General features: G+C 48.7%; 16 protein-coding genes. 6 read left to right on the top strand and 10 right to left on the bottom strand.

Annotated elements, in window-relative coordinates; translation table 11 throughout:
* Positions 1-31: 31 nt before the first annotated feature.
* A complete protein-coding gene (locus QVC96_RS10770) occupies positions 32-1,687 on the top strand; it encodes an AMP-binding protein (protein ID WP_287689241.1) in 1,656 nt (551 codons plus the stop codon).
* Between the two features lie 199 nt (positions 1,688-1,886).
* Here QVC96_RS10770 and QVC96_RS10765 read toward each other — a convergent pair whose 3' ends face one another.
* The gene (locus QVC96_RS10765) at positions 1,887-2,108 is read right to left on the bottom strand and encodes a hypothetical protein (RefSeq protein WP_238027336.1); all 222 of its coding nucleotides are present in this window, start codon (positions 2,106-2,108) and stop codon (positions 1,887-1,889) included.
* Entirely contained in the window at positions 2,105-3,241 is a 1,137-nt protein-coding gene (locus tag QVC96_RS10760; RefSeq protein WP_287689240.1) for a thiolase family protein, read from the bottom strand. Before QVC96_RS10760 ends, QVC96_RS10765 begins: the two co-directional genes overlap by 4 nt.
* Positions 3,242-3,513: 272 nt before the next feature.
* Between QVC96_RS10760 and QVC96_RS10755 the strand changes: the two genes are divergently transcribed.
* Genes QVC96_RS10755 through QVC96_RS10740 form a run of 4 tightly spaced genes read left to right on the top strand, consistent with a single transcriptional unit; the run spans position 3,514 to position 7,563 of the window.
* A complete protein-coding gene (locus QVC96_RS10755; RefSeq protein WP_287689239.1) occupies positions 3,514-4,968 on the top strand; it encodes an ABC transporter substrate-binding protein in 1,455 nt (484 codons plus the stop codon).
* Positions 4,969-4,973: 5 nt separating this feature from the next.
* Positions 4,974-5,798 (top strand): carbohydrate ABC transporter permease, encoded by an 825-nt coding sequence (locus tag QVC96_RS10750; protein ID WP_255776327.1) that lies wholly within the window; start codon positions 4,974-4,976, stop codon positions 5,796-5,798.
* Positions 5,795-6,595 (top strand): carbohydrate ABC transporter permease, encoded by an 801-nt coding sequence (locus QVC96_RS10745; protein WP_238027340.1) that lies wholly within the window; start codon positions 5,795-5,797, stop codon positions 6,593-6,595. Before QVC96_RS10750 ends, QVC96_RS10745 begins: the two co-directional genes overlap by 4 nt.
* Entirely contained in the window at positions 6,592-7,563 is a 972-nt protein-coding gene (locus tag QVC96_RS10740; RefSeq protein ID WP_238027341.1) for an ABC transporter ATP-binding protein, read from the top strand. The genes QVC96_RS10745 and QVC96_RS10740 overlap by 4 nt, the downstream gene beginning before the upstream one ends.
* Positions 7,564-7,690: 127 nt before the next feature.
* Here the strand turns inward: QVC96_RS10740 and QVC96_RS10735 are convergent, their stop codons facing one another.
* The 7 genes from QVC96_RS10735 to QVC96_RS10705 form a co-directional block, all read right to left on the bottom strand.
* Entirely contained in the window at positions 7,691-8,083 is a 393-nt protein-coding gene (locus tag QVC96_RS10735) for a PIN domain-containing protein (protein ID WP_238027342.1), read from the bottom strand.
* Positions 8,061-8,303, bottom strand: a complete 243-nt coding sequence (locus QVC96_RS10730; RefSeq protein WP_287689238.1) for an AbrB/MazE/SpoVT family DNA-binding domain-containing protein — start codon at positions 8,301-8,303, stop codon at positions 8,061-8,063. Before QVC96_RS10730 ends, QVC96_RS10735 begins: the two co-directional genes overlap by 23 nt.
* Positions 8,304-8,570: 267 nt before the next feature.
* Entirely contained in the window at positions 8,571-9,347 is a 777-nt protein-coding gene (locus tag QVC96_RS10725) for a dienelactone hydrolase family protein (protein ID WP_287689237.1), read from the bottom strand.
* Between the two features lie 165 nt (positions 9,348-9,512).
* Positions 9,513-11,105, bottom strand: coding sequence for a B12-binding domain-containing radical SAM protein (locus tag QVC96_RS10720; protein ID WP_287689236.1), 1,593 nt, complete (start codon positions 11,103-11,105; stop codon positions 9,513-9,515).
* Between the two features lie 321 nt (positions 11,106-11,426).
* The gene (locus tag QVC96_RS10715; protein ID WP_238027346.1) at positions 11,427-11,837 is read right to left on the bottom strand and encodes a hypothetical protein; all 411 of its coding nucleotides are present in this window, start codon (positions 11,835-11,837) and stop codon (positions 11,427-11,429) included.
* Positions 11,830-12,300, bottom strand: coding sequence for a hypothetical protein (locus tag QVC96_RS10710; RefSeq protein ID WP_238027347.1), 471 nt, complete (start codon positions 12,298-12,300; stop codon positions 11,830-11,832). The genes QVC96_RS10715 and QVC96_RS10710 overlap by 8 nt, the downstream gene beginning before the upstream one ends.
* Positions 12,301-12,370: 70 nt before the next feature.
* A complete protein-coding gene (locus QVC96_RS10705; RefSeq protein ID WP_238027348.1) occupies positions 12,371-13,018 on the bottom strand; it encodes a hypothetical protein in 648 nt (215 codons plus the stop codon).
* Positions 13,019-13,370: 352 nt separating this feature from the next.
* Between QVC96_RS10705 and QVC96_RS10700 the strand changes: the two genes are divergently transcribed.
* Positions 13,371-14,270 carry a 2-hydroxyacid dehydrogenase gene (locus tag QVC96_RS10700; RefSeq protein ID WP_238027349.1) on the top strand — a complete coding sequence of 300 codons (900 nt, stop codon included), beginning with the start codon at positions 13,371-13,373 and terminating at the stop codon, positions 14,268-14,270.
* 31 nt (positions 14,271-14,301) lie between these two features.
* On the opposite strand, the gene QVC96_RS10695 is transcribed toward QVC96_RS10700, so the two are convergent.
* Entirely contained in the window at positions 14,302-14,991 is a 690-nt protein-coding gene (locus tag QVC96_RS10695; protein WP_287689235.1) for a hypothetical protein, read from the bottom strand.
* Positions 14,992-15,026 lie beyond the last annotated feature (35 nt).

Here is a 15,026-nt window from a genome sequence, read left to right as displayed (position 1 = left end):
TCCTTTTAAGTTCCACCATGTTATCATCCCCATGGATTACGCCTCAGCCTTCGCAACTGCCCTGGAGAGGCCAGAGCTCTACTGGTCTCCCTTTGCCTCTAAAATGCAATGGTTCACTCCCTGGGACTCCGTTCTTCAGGACGGCAAGTGGTTCGTCAAAGGAGAGACCAACATAGCCCACAACGTCCTCTCTCACGAGGGAATCGCGCTCATCTGGTATGGGGAGGACGAGAGAAGGGAAATCACGTACTCCGAACTAGCCCGCCTGACAGAGAGAGTGGTCAGGATCCTTAGGGATAGGGGTGTGACTCAAGGAGACAGGGTGGCCATTTACATGCCCAACCTGCCGGAGACCATAGCCTCCCTTCTCGCCTGCGCAAAGATGGGGGTTATCTACTCCGTGATTTTCGCTGGCCTTGGCGAGCAGGCAGTAAAGGCCAGGATCCAGGACCTCTCGCCCAAGGTGGTTCTAACCACTTCCCACACCCAAAGGAGGGGGCAGAAGATCCCCCTGCTGGGAGGAGACGTGATGCTGGATCGTCACATGAAACCTTGGGAAGGGGAATTCACTGATGCTGAGAGGGTTGAGGCCAACGACCCCCTCATGATAATGTACACCTCGGGTACAACGGGAAGACCAAAGGGTATAGTGTTACCCCACGGCTCGTGGATGGTGGGTCACTACACGGTGTTTGACATAGTGTTTTCCCTGAGACGTGGGGACGTGGTCTTCACCACTGCGGATGTGGGATGGATAACCTTTTCAAGGATAATGTACGGCACCCTCCTTCACGGGGGTACCCTGGTCTTCATGGAGGGGGCTCCCGATTACCCCAGGGACAGGGTGAGGAACATCATGATGAGGGAGAACCCGAGGGTGTTCTTCACCTCCCCGACCCTGCTTCGCCTGCTCAGGGGCATGGATTTAACCCTCCCCAGGGTGGAATACGTGGCGACGGCTGGGGAGATACTGGATGAACCCTCCTGGGACTACGCCATGAGGTTCGCTGACAGGGTGACTGACATCTACGGGCAGTCTGAGACAGGATACGTGGTGGGCACTCCCTTCTCTCTGGGGGTTGAGTCAAGGAAGGGATATGCCGGCGTCCCCTTCCCCGGAGCCCTGCTGGAGACTGTGGATGAGGAGGGCCACAGGGTTGAGGGTAAGGTGGGTCACCTAGTCCTCAAGAGTCCGTTTCCCACCAGGTTTGTGGGCGTCTGGAGAAACGAGGCCAAGTTCAGGGAGTACCAGAGGTATGGCGGACATGACACAGGGGACCTGGCCGTAATGGAGCAGGGTTACGTGAGGATTGTGGGGAGAAGTGATGACATGATAAAGATCGCTGGCCACAGGATCACCAGCGGTGAGGTTGAGGATGTGATCTCCAAGCTCCCAGGGGTTAAGGATGTGTCCGCGGTGGGAGTTCCAGACCCAGTTAAGGGAGAGAAGTTAATACTTTTTGTGGTGGGGGACGCGGATCCGGAAAGGGTTAAGGCGGAGGTCAGATCCAGGCTGGGCCCAATATACGTGGTGGACAGGGTTGTGAAGGTGCAGAGGCTTCCCAAGTCGAGGAGCGGGAAAGTAGTCAGGAGGATATTGAGGGACCTCGTCATGGGGAACGAAGTTGATGCCACAATACTTGAGGATCCAGAGGTGGTGAATGAGTTGAGGAAAAGCTTAACCTGATCCCGTTTGCCTTTCCCTCCCTGTCATCTGGACTGTCCTAGCGTGTGGAGTAACTGTAAAAAGACCTCCAGTTTCTGAGAGATGTCAAGTTGAAAGAGAACTGGAGACGTCGCTTAACAAATACTCCACACACCAGGTCTGCCCGCGTTTCCATCCGTCCCTTACCCGCTTATCCCACAGTCTGATTCTTCGCTCCCCACTACTCTCTCGATCCCCCCAGTTCAAGGACCCTGGTGTCTCCGGCGGAGGACAGGCAGAACTCCACCTGTTCCGGAAATCCGGCGGGCGGAACCAACAGCTTGACGCAGTGTAACCTCTTGGTCTCCCTCTCCTCCTCCCTGAAGCTATCCGATCCGCATTTGCATATCCCCCTGGGCTCAAAGTAACCCTTACCGCACGAATTGCACACGTACACTATCACGGCTCATCACCCACCACAGTTACCGTGGCTGAGTTTCCAAACCCGGCCATGCTCAGGGACAGCCCCGTTCTCGCATCCTTAACCTGTCTTTCACCGGCCTCTCCCCTGATCTGATGGAACGCCTCAACCAGCTGGGCCACTCCGCTTGCTCCAATGGGATGCCCCTTGGAGTTCAGTCCACCGCTGGTGTTAATGGGCATATCACCGTTAACCTCCGTACGTCCCTCCAGGTAGTATTTCCAGCCCTCTCCCTTCCTGAGGAGACCCAGGGCCTCAGCCTCCACTATCTCCAGGATGGTGGCCATATCGTGGAGTTCTGCGAAGTCCACCCTCTCTACCCCGCTAAATTTCATGGCCAGCTCCCCGGCCCTTTTCACGGACCTCATCTCCAGGAGGTCCTCCCTATCCGTTATATGCGATGAATCCGATCCCATGGCCATTCCCTTGATATACACGGGCTTACCTGTGAAGCTCAGGGCCTCCTCATCTCTCACCAGGAGAAGTGATGCAGAGCCGTCACTTATGGGACAGAACTCATATTGTGTTAAGGGATCTGCAACCACTGGAGAGGAGAGGACGTCGCTTAACGTTACCTCCTTTCTTATGTGCGCGAAGGGATTCCTGGCCCCGTTCCTGTGGTTTTTCACCGCAACCTCAGCTATTGCCTCCCTTCTCGCGCGGTATCTGTCCAGGTACTCCCTGGTCATGAGTGAAGCTAGGGAAGGAACAGAGATCCCCACTGACCTTTCCCTCGGGGGCAGAAGTGAGGAGATCACCGAGGTCACGTCCCTGGTTTTCATTGTGGACATCTTCTCCACCCCGATCACCAGGACGGCCCTGGCCATCCCGGAATCCAGAAAGCTCTTGGCAACGAGCACTGCACTGCCACCGCTCCCGCTGGTGTTGTCCACCCTGATGGAAGGGATATCCTCCAGTGAGAGATAGGTGGAGATCAGGTTGTTCACCCCAGATATTCCGTTGAACTCTCCTGAATAGGAGTTGGAGATTATCACGAAATCTATGGCATCCCTGAACTTCCTGATCAGGGGAAGGGAGGACTCCTTTGCCAGGTCAAAGAGGCTCTCCTTTCTCTTCCCGAAGGGTGTTAACCACGCATCAACTATGGCAACCATCCCTTGAACACACTCCACGATGTTTAAATTTTTAACTTAGAGCTTTAATGTAACAGTATCTTTTAGATTCTAAATGACTGAAGAATAAAAAACAGTAATGCAGTATCAATATTATTTCCATTCAATTCACCTAAAACATCTTATTTTTTCTCCAGTCTCCTTTACCTCACGATTCTCTCTATACTTAAAATCTTGAAGTTATATTTATACTTTATTAGTTGAATTTATCTATATACTAGTATGTATAAAAATCACAGATATATTTAAATAACATGGAGTTCAATATGAGGAAAGTGATACCCTTGTTACCGAGAGTTAATAATAAAAAGGCAGTTAGGGGTTTAGCTAAATCTGTAATAATAGGAATAGTTGTAGTAATAATAATTGTAGGCGCTGTGGCCGCCATAGAGTTAACAACCCATAAAACGAGTCCTCCCACTGTCACCAACACTTCCACCACTACACCTTCTGTTACCAACACAACTACAACCTCTGTCACAGGAAACGTCACAATAACGTATTTTGATGATCTCTCCCAGTCAGAGGCTTCAGTGATGCAGAACGTGATCATTCCTCAGTTCGAGAAGGAGTATCCCAACATTCATATCAATTACGTAGATGAGGGCGCAACGGACATTGTGAAGAGCGTTGAGGAACTTGAATTGAGCGGAAACGTAGGGCCCGTGATAATTGGAGAGGACAACTTGGTGATAGGAGAGCTTCTCAATGGTAACTATCTAATGAATCTCACACCTTATACCAGCCAAATACTACAGAATGTATCCCTTATTCCATCAATGGTTACCCTCGTTAAGTACGAACAAAGCGTGTATCATGGAGAGTTCTTCATTCCATTGAGGGGAAACATACCTCTAGTTTGGTATAACGCAACCCTGTTAAGGGAGCTCAACCTGACTCCTCCACAGAACTGGTCTCAGCTCATGCAGGTCGCCTCGGAGATAAAGGCTAAGACTGGAGTTGCCCCAATCATGTTCCAAGGCCATGGTGGAGCAAGCACTTACACCGAGCTCTACCAGTGGATGGTCCAGGCAGGAGGTAATCCATTCCTGTTTAATGATTCAGGAGACGTTTTGGCCTTCGAGTACCTCTATAACCTGTCCAGTTACTTCACTCCGGGCTACGTCCACGGATATTGGGGTAGCTACAAGGGACTGCTGAGCGGGGAATATTACATGGTTGACTATCAATGGCCCTACATCTACAGTGTCATGGCTAGCGAAGGTGTAAACATGAGTCACATAGGATTCTATCCAGGTCCTGTGGGACCAGCCAATGGAGATCATCTGGTAGGAGGAGACGTCCTGGCCATACCAAAGGGTGCAACTGACATTCCAGCACTAATAGATTTCGCAAGGTTCCTGCTATCTACGCAGGTCCAGAGAGACTTCATCATATATCTCTCATGGCCTGCAGTGAATCAGCAGGCTTACAATAACCTGCCCAGCAACATAAGTGCCCTATATAAGGCAGAGGAGGAGGCAATGAGCAATGCCTTCTTCAGAGAGCCAGTTCCATGGATAACGGTGTGGGGACAAATAGCTGACAAAGTATTTGATACCATAATAGTGGATCACGCTCCGTACTCTCAGATACCCAGCATTCTGAGCCAGGCGAATCAGGAGATGTATAACTACCTAGCTCAGAACTACAACACTACGGTGGCCCAACAATACGAACAGGGAGTTTACGGACCTTTATACGGGTGAAAGAATTGAAGTTAACCCCTTTTTTACTTGTCCTGCCAGCAGTGGGGTATATCGTTGCGTTCTCTTTTTTTCCCACCGTGGACGCGGTTTACCTGAGTTTTCAGGATCCCCACGGGGGATTATCCCTACACAATTATCAGGAGTTGACCTACTTCAATATAGGAGGAGCCGTCCTAGACACTGTTTTGGTCACCGTGGGAGCACTTCTCATTCAGCTGGCCCTTGGCTTCCTCGTGGCGTCAGTGTTAAGCAGAGAATTCTTCGGAAAGAAGGCACTTTCCACCATAACTATTATTCCCATGGGCGTCGCCACCGTGGTTGCCGCCATCACCTTTAGTTTCATTTTCCAGACCAGCGGAGGTTATGCCAACACAATTATACACTCCTTATTTGGTACCAATGTGAACTGGTATCAGACGTCCTTGTCCTCTCTCATTGTGGTTATGCTTGCAGACAGCTGGAAAAACACACCCATAGTCTCCCTAATACTGCTCGCCGGGATGTCCTCCATTCCAAGGGAGCTCTACTACTCGGCTGCAATAGATGGCGCGGGTCCATTTAGAAGATTCGTCCACATCACCCTGCCAAATCTCAGGAGTTTCATAGGTGTAGCCCTCATTCTCAGAGGAGTGCAGGAGTTTAACATCTTCGCTCTCCCGCTCATCCTCATAGGGGATCATCCACCCCTGCTTACAACGCTTGTGTATAACCTCTATACCACCACATTCCCTGAAGTAGGTCTGGCCCTTGCAGCTGCGACCGTCCTCTTGGGATTCATCCTGGTCTTCATGGGTGTTGTGATAAAGTTGACAGGAGGTAGATCCACATGAAATGGTCCTATATAGGTGCCATAGTGGTCGGAGCGTATTTTCTCTTCCCCCTTTACGTCCTTTTCCTGCTAGCATTCAATTCGCCCACATTTACCATACTAGCTAGGTATCCAGCTCTACTCCCCATATCGCTTACGTTAAATAACCTTGTGGTATCCCTCCAGGGCTCCGCCTTCATAGATCCCCTAATCAAGAGCTTGGAGACTGCTACTTTAGTGGGAGTAATCACGTTAATACTTGCGGTACCAGCGGGTTACGGTCTCAGTAGACTCCCCAGAACCGTGGCCTATCCCATCCTCGTTCTTCTGCTGGTCACCAACATGATGCCCGCCATTGTCATTGGAATCCCCATAGCGGTGGAGTTCATCAAGCTTCACCTCTTCGAGAGCGTTGTGGGTCTTGCCCTAGCTCAGACCTTGATCACCCTTCCACTGGCTACCTTTATCCTTCAAGGGACCTTCTCGTCCATACCGCAAGATCTGGAGAATCAGGCTAGAGTCGATGGGGCAGGGCTATTAAGGAGACTCTTCTCGATACTTTTGCCCATAGCTGCGCCCGGAATAGCTGCAGCTTTCCTGATCTCTTGGATGTTTTCATGGGATGAGTTCACCTACGCCATTCTGTTGATCCCATTCCATTCAACGTTGCCTGTTACAATCTACTCTGACGTTACCAGGGGAAACCTGCTAGCCGGAGTGGCATTCTCCCTAGTCTTCACCTTACCCGTAATAGTATTAACTTTCGCCTTACAGAAATATCTTAGAGGAGAATACTTGGCAGGAGGGATCAAGGGATGACCGTAGAACTGGTTGAACTGGTAAAGGTTTACGGAACCAAGAGGGTTCTGGATGGAGTGACAGAAAAGATAGAGAGCGGTGAGTTCTTCGTGATTCTTGGACCCAGCGGAGAGGGAAAGTCCACCCTCCTCAGGATCATGGCAGGAATTGAGAAGCCGGATAAGGGTAAGATAATTGTGGATGGGGATGACGTGACCAATAAACCTCCGGAGAAGAGGAACGTGGCTATGGTTTTCCAGAATTACGCGCTTTACCCGAATATGACGGTGAGGGAAAACATAGAATTTCCACTGAAAATGAAGGGGGAGAAAAAGGAGCAGATAAGGGAAAAGGTAGAAAAGGTAGCAGGTCTCCTGGGCATCTCCGAGATCTTGGATAAGAAAGTAACAAAGATAAGCGGGGGTCAGCAACAAAGGGTGGCTATAGCTAGGGCTATTGTGAGGAACCCGTCTTACTATCTCTTGGATGAGCCCTTAAGCAATTTGGATGCCAGGATGAGGACGGTAGCTAGAGGTGAGCTGAAGAGAATTCAGAAGGAGCTAAAGGGAACATTCATATATGTTACTCATGATCAAAAGGAGGCATTAAGTCTCGCTGATAGGGTTGCCGTGCTTCATGCGGGAAAGTTTGAACAGGTTAGTAAACCCAAGGAACTATATGATTATCCTAGAACCAAGTGGGTTGCCGAATTCATAGGAGACTTCCCCATGAACTTCGTTCCCGGGGAGATACTGGGCGAGAGGGTTGAGGAAGTGGGTTTCAGACCTGAGTGGGTAAATGTCGGGAAAGGAGATCTGACCTGTTCTGTGGAGTCAGTGGAGGCGGTAGGAGACTCTAGGTATCTAATCTGCGTCTTCAAGGGTTACGGAATAACGATCCTTTCCGAGGAGTATTATGATGTGGGAGATGAGGTAAGATTCGAAATAACCCAGTACAGGAAATTTAAGGATGGAAGACTTGAGGAGTAAAATTCTTTTTTTAGTATTTCTCCACTCCATGTTCTTTTTTATGCGTAAGGAGGCCCTGTGCGGTTTCATCAATGCGTAATGTCTCCTGTAGTCGTCAATTATCCCTAAACTTGAGGAGACGTTATTACTATTTTATTACGACTGTGTCCTTGTAGACTTTCTCGATAGAGGAGTCAACTGTGTAGATCATTGCCCTTTCCCCCTCCGCAAGTGCAATAACATAGCAATCAACTATGGATAGGAAATCGTAACTTAACTTCAGATCACCTGCGCTTATACTTAATTTCTCGTCAATATTTACTATCTTGATAGAAGAGTTCTTGATCAGTGATATGGCAACAGAAGCTGATTCCTTGTCCAATAACCTACCGAGAATGTAGTAGAGCTCTGTTATGTTCAAATAAAGGGTTAAGCCGGAGCCACTTGCTATTATCTCGCTCATGGCTTTCCTATATTTTTCATTTTTCTTTAGAAAATAGTTAACGAAAACTCCAGTATCAATAACTATTTTCTTTCTCAACTTCCTTTCTCCTCATCTCCTTGAGTAATTCTAAAGCCTCTTCTGAATCTGCCCTACCCTCAAACATTCCCCACGCGTCCAGTAAAGATACCTCTTTCCTCAAAACTATCTCGTCTCCTTTTATTTCAATTTTCAACACACTTCCTTCAGTTATTTTTAGCCTATCCCTAACCTCCTTGGGTAAAACCACTATACCCTTTTTGTGAACTTTAACTTTCATGTGGATTTGTAAGTTGAATCGAAATATATGTTTAACTTATGGGAAGTTTAACTTTCTCACGGTTTAACTCTACTGCCCAGCGTAAGAAATAAGTGTGATCCCCTTTCTCCAAATCCCTAGTCAACATATTACTCAAAACAATTTCGAAACGTAAAAAATCAGTTTTTCTTTTCGTCTTTCTTTTCCTTTTCAGTCATTTCAAGAATTCTAACCCACGTCATGAAGCAATCTTCAATGATTTTCCCCTTCTCCTCCTGGGCCATGTTTTCATCCCAGAACCCTTGTGTAGAACCTCACTGTCCTATCCCACGCGTCCTTGGCTGCAGCCTCGTTGTATGCCGGACCTCCCTCGGTGGCAAAGGCGTGATATGTTCCAGGGTAGATCTTCATGTCCAGTTCCTTCTTGTACTGTATCATGGCCTTCACCATGTCGGGAACTCCTTGATTGATTGCCGAGTCCTCCCCCGCGTAGTGGGCCATAACCGGTCCCTTTATCTTTGCTATGTCCTCAAGTATCCTGGGGTTCCTTCCGTAGTACACCACCGTGGCGTCCAGGGGAACCTGGGTCGAGAGTTGAAACGCCAGTCCTCCTCCCATGCAGAAGCCTATGGCTCCAAACTTAGATAGACCAAGGGACTTCAGAAAGAGATAGGCGTGCTCTAGGTCACTCAGCATTCTATCCTCCGTTGAGGCCCTGTTAACCACGAGCTCCTGGTAGATTTTCTTCTCCTGCTCGGTAAGTCCCTCAACTAACTTAGCCACCGCCTCCTTATCTCCCCTCTTCTCGGGTGGGAGGGAGAAGAACCTTCTCATTACACCTGAAATGGTTCTCTCGTTGAAGATCTCGGAATTCCTTGAGTAGAGGTTTGGCGCCAGGGTCGTGTATCCAAGGTTTGCAAGTCTCCTAGCAACGTTTCTTATGTACTCCGTCATTCCCCAGATCTCGGAGATCACTATAATGCCAGCCTTATTTCCACCTGAGACCAGAAAACCTTCTACCTCTTTACCGTCGAAACTTGGAAATTTAACTATTTTTTCTTCCATACCAAGTTTAGACATCTAATAATGAAAAACTTAACTTTCTGGCAGTAAGAGGCAACTTGGTAATTTTTCCACTTTCCCTGTATGCCTGTCCGAACAATGGGAAACACCCTTAGAAAAAAAGGGGATTGAATCTAGGGAAAGGAATGCCTTTCCCCCGGGCACTCTTCACGTGTTCTCGCTCTTGAATGCCAGCCTTCCCAGTTCCATGATGGCTCTTATGGTCCCCCTCACATTATTGATATTGATGGATGAGAACTCCAAGGACTTCCTTCCCTTAGTTTCCTTCAAGTCCCTGAAGAACCACTCAATTGAGGAGAATATTCTATCTATCATGTACCTGACTATTCTCCCTGTGATTCCCTTACCTCCAGCTAACCTTGGGGCTAGTTTCCTAGTAACCTTCATGTTGTACGTCCACGCTACGTAGAGGAGGTCCCAGTACTTGGAGGGTAACCTTTCAAGGGCTGGGAACGGATTGTCCTTAATCCTTGTTGTGGAGATGGGAATAACGGGAAGGGGGAAGACCCACGCCGTGAAGTCGTGATCTATTATCTTCTGAACGAGGTCAATGCTGTCTTGGACATCATCGTCAGTCTCCTCCCTGTAACCTATGGTCATGGTGTAGCAGGGGAAGATGTAATTATCGTTCATTATGGCAGTAGCGTCCAATATCACATCGGCCCACTCTCTTGGAGTCCATGGGAAGGCCTTGGCCGGCATGTACTTTTCTAGGATCTTGAGGCTCCCGCTTTCCAGGCCCACGACCGGCATCACTGACCTGTCAAAGCTGTAACCCGCAATGTCGGCCATGGCCTGAACCGTCCTGGGGCTCTCCCTGACTGCAGGAGCGGAGATGTGGGGCCAAAACAGTCCATCCACTCCCATTCTCTTAACCTCCGTAAAGAGCTTCACGATGGCGTCATGGTTCACCCTCAGCTTGGAGGAGCCGTAGAGAAGGATGTCATCTGTGATGAGATCAATGTTTCTTATTCCTCCCCTGAGGTTTACCTCAACTTCCCTCTTGATTGTGTCCAGAGGGATAGTTCTGAAGGTCTCAGGGGTAATGGAACAGAAACTGCATCCCCTGGGACATCCCCTGGTCACCTGTACCTCTCCCCACCTGGTAGGAGCAAGGATGGGAGGAATTTCCTCCACCCTGGGATCCCTTCCCTTCACCATGGGAGGAACCTCCTCTCCGTTGAGGATAGACCTCACCAGGGGAGGTAGGGCGACCTCAGCCTCTCCAAGGAGGAGCACGTCGAGCCAATCCGGTCTATCGCGAGCCAACTCCCATGCACCTGGACCACCCGCTATGACCTTGAAGTTGTATCTCCTCTTCAACCTGGAGATGGTGTCTCCCAGTTCGTCGAAGAATTGTTCCAACCAAGATTTTCCTCCCCCAAAGAGCATGGCCAGCTTGAAGGTTACGGGATCCAGACCCCTGGGATCATGAACTGATATCCCCACGATCTTGGTTTTAGCTGAGATAACCTTCTCCAGCCTCTCCGGCTGTATTACTGCAACGTCAGTTATTCCGTTCGTGACCAGGGTGGCCTCAATTTTCCTCAGGGCGTATGGCGCGTAGAGCGCCTTCCCCTCCTTATCCGTTTCCTCTATTGGCGGGGTGAAGAACCTGTCCATGAAGAACCTAGGAACAAGTCTGGCAGGCATACATGCCACATAGCCCAGTACGCTGGAGGGTCCAAACCTCGTGAATGATCCCCTATCTGAGGTCAGGATAACGCTCCATCCAGACATGGGTACACATGAACGCTTAAGAATTTAAAGATTAATTAAATGATGTTCAGTTAATCAATTAATTCTTAAACTCACAGTAAAAATCTCTAGCGTTGAGCTAATTACCAATTCTTCTAAAATGTATATGCAGAGTATCTGTGAGAATCGGTAAAGATAGGTTAAGCCGGGACATCGGGTCACTGTAGGAAAGGCCTAGTTCTTGGAAAGCTCTAGGACCTCCTCATGTGCATTTAATGGGCGTTTAATATGAAATATACAACAAATCAAGCTGGGCCAAAATTCAACACTGGTTTGTGCAGGCATGTCAAGGAACTCCTTACTCTAACTCAAGAATTTGAGTAGCTCTCTGGCCGAATTTAAAGATTTTTCACAGTGAGAGGCATCAATAGAAGGATGGTCCAATTGGTTTCCCTGATAATACCTGTAAAGCTTAACGCCTATATACCCTTTTCCGTAATCGTAGAAGTGATCCGCAAGTGTTCTGTAAAAGTAAATTGTGAATAGAGACTTGGTTAACTCTACATTTCCATAAACTTTTTGCGTCATATCATTCATAAAGTCCTTTTCCTTGAAGCCAGTGGGCGGATTATCTCCTTGCCTGCGCATCCACTCTTCAAATACTATGAAGAAAAAGGCACTCACTGCCCTCCTGAAGCTGGAGACGGAACTGGTTTTTTGGCATAAGTCTGTATATATTAGAGATAAAAGATCCATATATAACTCCTCAAACACCGAACAAGGCTTTCTCACACAGAACGTTAAGCTTTTTCGCATGAGGGTGCTTGAACACGATCTTCAAGGCCTCATTCCATTCCTCTTCCCCACAGTCCATCACAACGTGAATAAAAGCAGGCTCATCATCTATTTCTGCCAGACCTACACCTTTCATCTTATCCCCAAACCTATCCAGCAGGCTGGTAAAGGCCCTCAATATATCCACCATCTCCTCGTTGGAACTTGCTATCATGATTCCGAACCTTACGACTCCTCGAAATAACTCAGGATATCTCATGATTAAGCCTGTCCTGTCCAGGATGGATTTTGGGACCGGAACCTTTAGTGCTAGGTTGTCCAGAAGTGGCTTCACTTCATCCAGATACAAGCTGTCCTCAATAACTAAGATCTCCAGGTCAGCAATTGTCACTTCCTTGATTGAGCCCGACGAAATGGGAAATCGAATATCCTTCCGTTCCACAGGTGCGAACGTAGATTCTGAAGGTGAAAATATCGAAATCTGAGTAGCCCCAGCGACCACGTAAATCGCCTCACGTATACTCTACAAATCTATCATACATCAGCTCGAGGTCCTTCACGAATAAATCGATCAATCCCCCTAGTTCCTTCTCCCTGAGAACACCATTAATCACCACCTGCTCGCTCTGCTCTGGATTTGCCCCTATCTGGATTTCCCTCCACTGAACTCCCCTTATGTTGCCTGATTTGGGGCACTCGTTTGATAAGATCACGCTATAGTAGCATGGGGTTGGGAAGGTGTTCAGGAAGCTCAGGTCTGAGTTAATGCACCTGAAGTGACCCTTAACCAGTAAGTTGATGTCCACCTCACGCAAGTGGATAGGTATAGAGGTGGATCTGGCGAGATCATCAAGGAGGGCTAACTTCTCCTTTATTTTCTCACGTTCAGAAAATTCTGTGAAAAGCGCCCCCCTTACGGATTGACCATGCATGAGATTTGTGGCGAAAAGCGGACTCCCACCCAGATCACCGATCTGAATTCTGGGAATTCCTGTCATCAAAGAGATTCCTATCCCAGGGTAGGCTCTGGGAACAATGGATGGGGTGTCTCCTACGACCTTGAGTAGGTCCCGGTTACCAATTTCCCTCTCCAGTATCACAAAGGTCGTGATCCTTGAGCTTACCAGATTTTGCCAGAGGCTAGGCACCTGTGTTGTCATTACTTGTGTTTTACCAGAAACAATTTAAGTTTTCAAGGGTGAATCAGGCTGGCATGCTGTTCGAATCCGTCAAAGGTTTCGCGTCCTTATTTTCACCTTTGACCGAGGCCCCATCTAGGGATCTTGAGCGAAACACATTCTTTGTATAAGTTTACTTAGTTTCTAGTTTTGTTAAACTTGCATAAATTGATTTTATAGCTTCGTTGAATTCCTTGAAACTTTAAATACGCCAACATGACCACATTGCCCCCAATTTTACCCTATTCAGGGATAGACGATTAAAACTACGCTGAACACTGGTGTCATCAGAGACACGCGGAGAATCTATTTACCCGAATAACTAGATTAGTTCATGATTATTTCCACAGAGAGGTTACCCGAGGAGTGCCACCATCTCCTGGATAGGTTCGGGGTAAGGGACTCCAACCTCACGGACATTGACCTCATGAACGGTGAGGTTCTAATGACATGGCCCTCCAGGGTTTCCACTTTCCTTGAGAAAATGCCCAGGTTGAGGGTGCTCCAGACCTTTTCGGCCGGTGTTGACGATCTTCCCTTTGAGAGACTGAGGAACGTAACCGTGATGTCCAACGCCGGGGCCTACTCCGAGTCCGTGGCTGAGCACGCGTGGGCTCTCGCGCTGGCCCTCGCAAAGAGGGTAAACCTGAGGAGAAGAGTGGAAACGTACTCCCTCAGTGGAGGTACTGCCGTGATTCTAGGAGCCGGGGGAATAGGGTCAGAGATTGCAAGGATAGCCAGGTATGGGTTCTCCATGAAGGTGATCGGAGTGTCCAGGTCCTTCAAGAGACCCGAGTTCTTTGATGTCAAACTTCCTCCCAACGGGTTAAGAGAGGCCATTCCCCAGGGGGATGTGATATTTGATGCCCTTCCTCTCAACAGGGAGACCCGGGGCCTTCTGAATTACGATGTGCTCAGTCTGATGAAGGAAAGGTCGATCCTGGTGAATGTGGGGAGGGGCGAAACCATAGTGGAGGAGGACATTATCAGGATCCTCAAGGAGAGGAGAGACCTGATGTTCGGGACTGATGTGTTCTGGAGGAAGAATGGAAAGGAGAACTTCGATAGTCCCCTGTGGGATCTGGAGAACTTCGCTGGAACCTATCATACCGCCGGCGCGTCCGCCAGCGGTGAAACGTTGAAGAGGGCAATGATCACTGCCTGTGCCAACCTGGAGAGGTATCTGACAACGGGAGAGGCCAGCAACCTGGTGAGGATCTCAGATTACCTCTAGGCACTCCTCTTCGGTGTAAGCTAGATGGATGTTACTCTCCCTCTGTATCAAGCTTTCGGAACATGTTCCACACCACATGGGAGCACGTCCTCACGTTACTGAGCGTGGGATGGAGATTCCACTCCAGTTCTCCATGGGCCAGGAGGTTCCTCACGTTTATGGAGAGTCTTAAGGCTAAACTGGTCCTTTGATCCACAAACCTTTCAGCCCAGCTTAGCAGGAGCCCCTGGGAAAAGGGGAAGACTTCTCCCTTAACCCTAACCCTGTATTTGCTCCAGCCCTTTTTCCTTATGTAAAGTTTTAGCTTCCTGTAATCCAGTCCCCCGACCTTGACCTTCCTTTTTCCATACCTTATGGTCACCTTCTCACCCATCCACGCGGAGTAAAGGCTCCTGAGCCCCATCTCCAGGATCAGGTAGCTCTCCAGTGTTGCCAGATCATTTAGCCCGCACTCCATGAGTTTGATTGCATAGTCCTGTGCCTTCATCACCTTTTCCGGGAGTTCCTGGTGGATCTCACCATCCCCCAGGATGAGGTAAGGAATATTTGCGAGGTAGACTCCCACGACATCTCTCCTTCTGGAGACCTTGATCACTTCATCCCTTATCCTAACTCTTCCCCTCTCGTAATCCAGGTTTTCCAGCGCCTCCTCAAGAATTTCGTCGTCACCCTTCTTCCTGTACTGAAAGAATTCATTGGTAACCTGGATCAGACTTTTCACGAATGACTTTTTTCTTCAGCGGATTTAAACCCGAG

The sequence above is a fragment of the Metallosphaera javensis (ex Sakai et al. 2022) genome (assembly GCA_021654415.1).
In the GTDB taxonomy this organism is placed as follows: domain Archaea; phylum Thermoproteota; class Thermoprotei_A; order Sulfolobales; family Sulfolobaceae; genus Metallosphaera; species Metallosphaera javensis.
The sequence above is the reverse complement of the archived record's forward strand: the minus strand, read 5'-3'. Positions and strand labels throughout refer to the sequence as shown.

What these genes read in the sequence shown, in the direction of transcription:
- QVC96_RS10755 (WP_287689239.1), top strand. Translation starts at nt 3,514, where the DNA reads ATGGAGTTCAATATGAGGAAAGTGATACCCTTGTTACCGAGAGTTAAT.
- QVC96_RS10745 (WP_238027340.1), top strand. Translation starts at nt 5,795, where the DNA reads ATGAAATGGTCCTATATAGGTGCCATAGTGGTCGGAGCGTATTTTCTC.
- QVC96_RS10760 (WP_287689240.1), bottom strand. Translation starts at nt 3,241, where the DNA reads ATGGTTGCCATAGTTGATGCGTGGTTAACACCCTTCGGGAAGAGAAAG.
- QVC96_RS10740 (WP_238027341.1), top strand. Translation starts at nt 6,592, where the DNA reads ATGACCGTAGAACTGGTTGAACTGGTAAAGGTTTACGGAACCAAGAGG.
- QVC96_RS10770 (WP_287689241.1), top strand. Translation starts at nt 32, where the DNA reads ATGGATTACGCCTCAGCCTTCGCAACTGCCCTGGAGAGGCCAGAGCTC.
- QVC96_RS10700 (WP_238027349.1), top strand. Translation starts at nt 13,371, where the DNA reads ATGATTATTTCCACAGAGAGGTTACCCGAGGAGTGCCACCATCTCCTG.
- QVC96_RS10725 (WP_287689237.1), bottom strand. Translation starts at nt 9,347, where the DNA reads ATGGAAGAAAAAATAGTTAAATTTCCAAGTTTCGACGGTAAAGAGGTA.
- QVC96_RS10720 (WP_287689236.1), bottom strand. Translation starts at nt 11,105, where the DNA reads ATGTCTGGATGGAGCGTTATCCTGACCTCAGATAGGGGATCATTCACG.
- QVC96_RS10730 (WP_287689238.1), bottom strand. Translation starts at nt 8,303, where the DNA reads ATGAAAGTTAAAGTTCACAAAAAGGGTATAGTGGTTTTACCCAAGGAG.
- QVC96_RS10705 (WP_238027348.1), bottom strand. Translation starts at nt 13,018, where the DNA reads ATGACAACACAGGTGCCTAGCCTCTGGCAAAATCTGGTAAGCTCAAGG.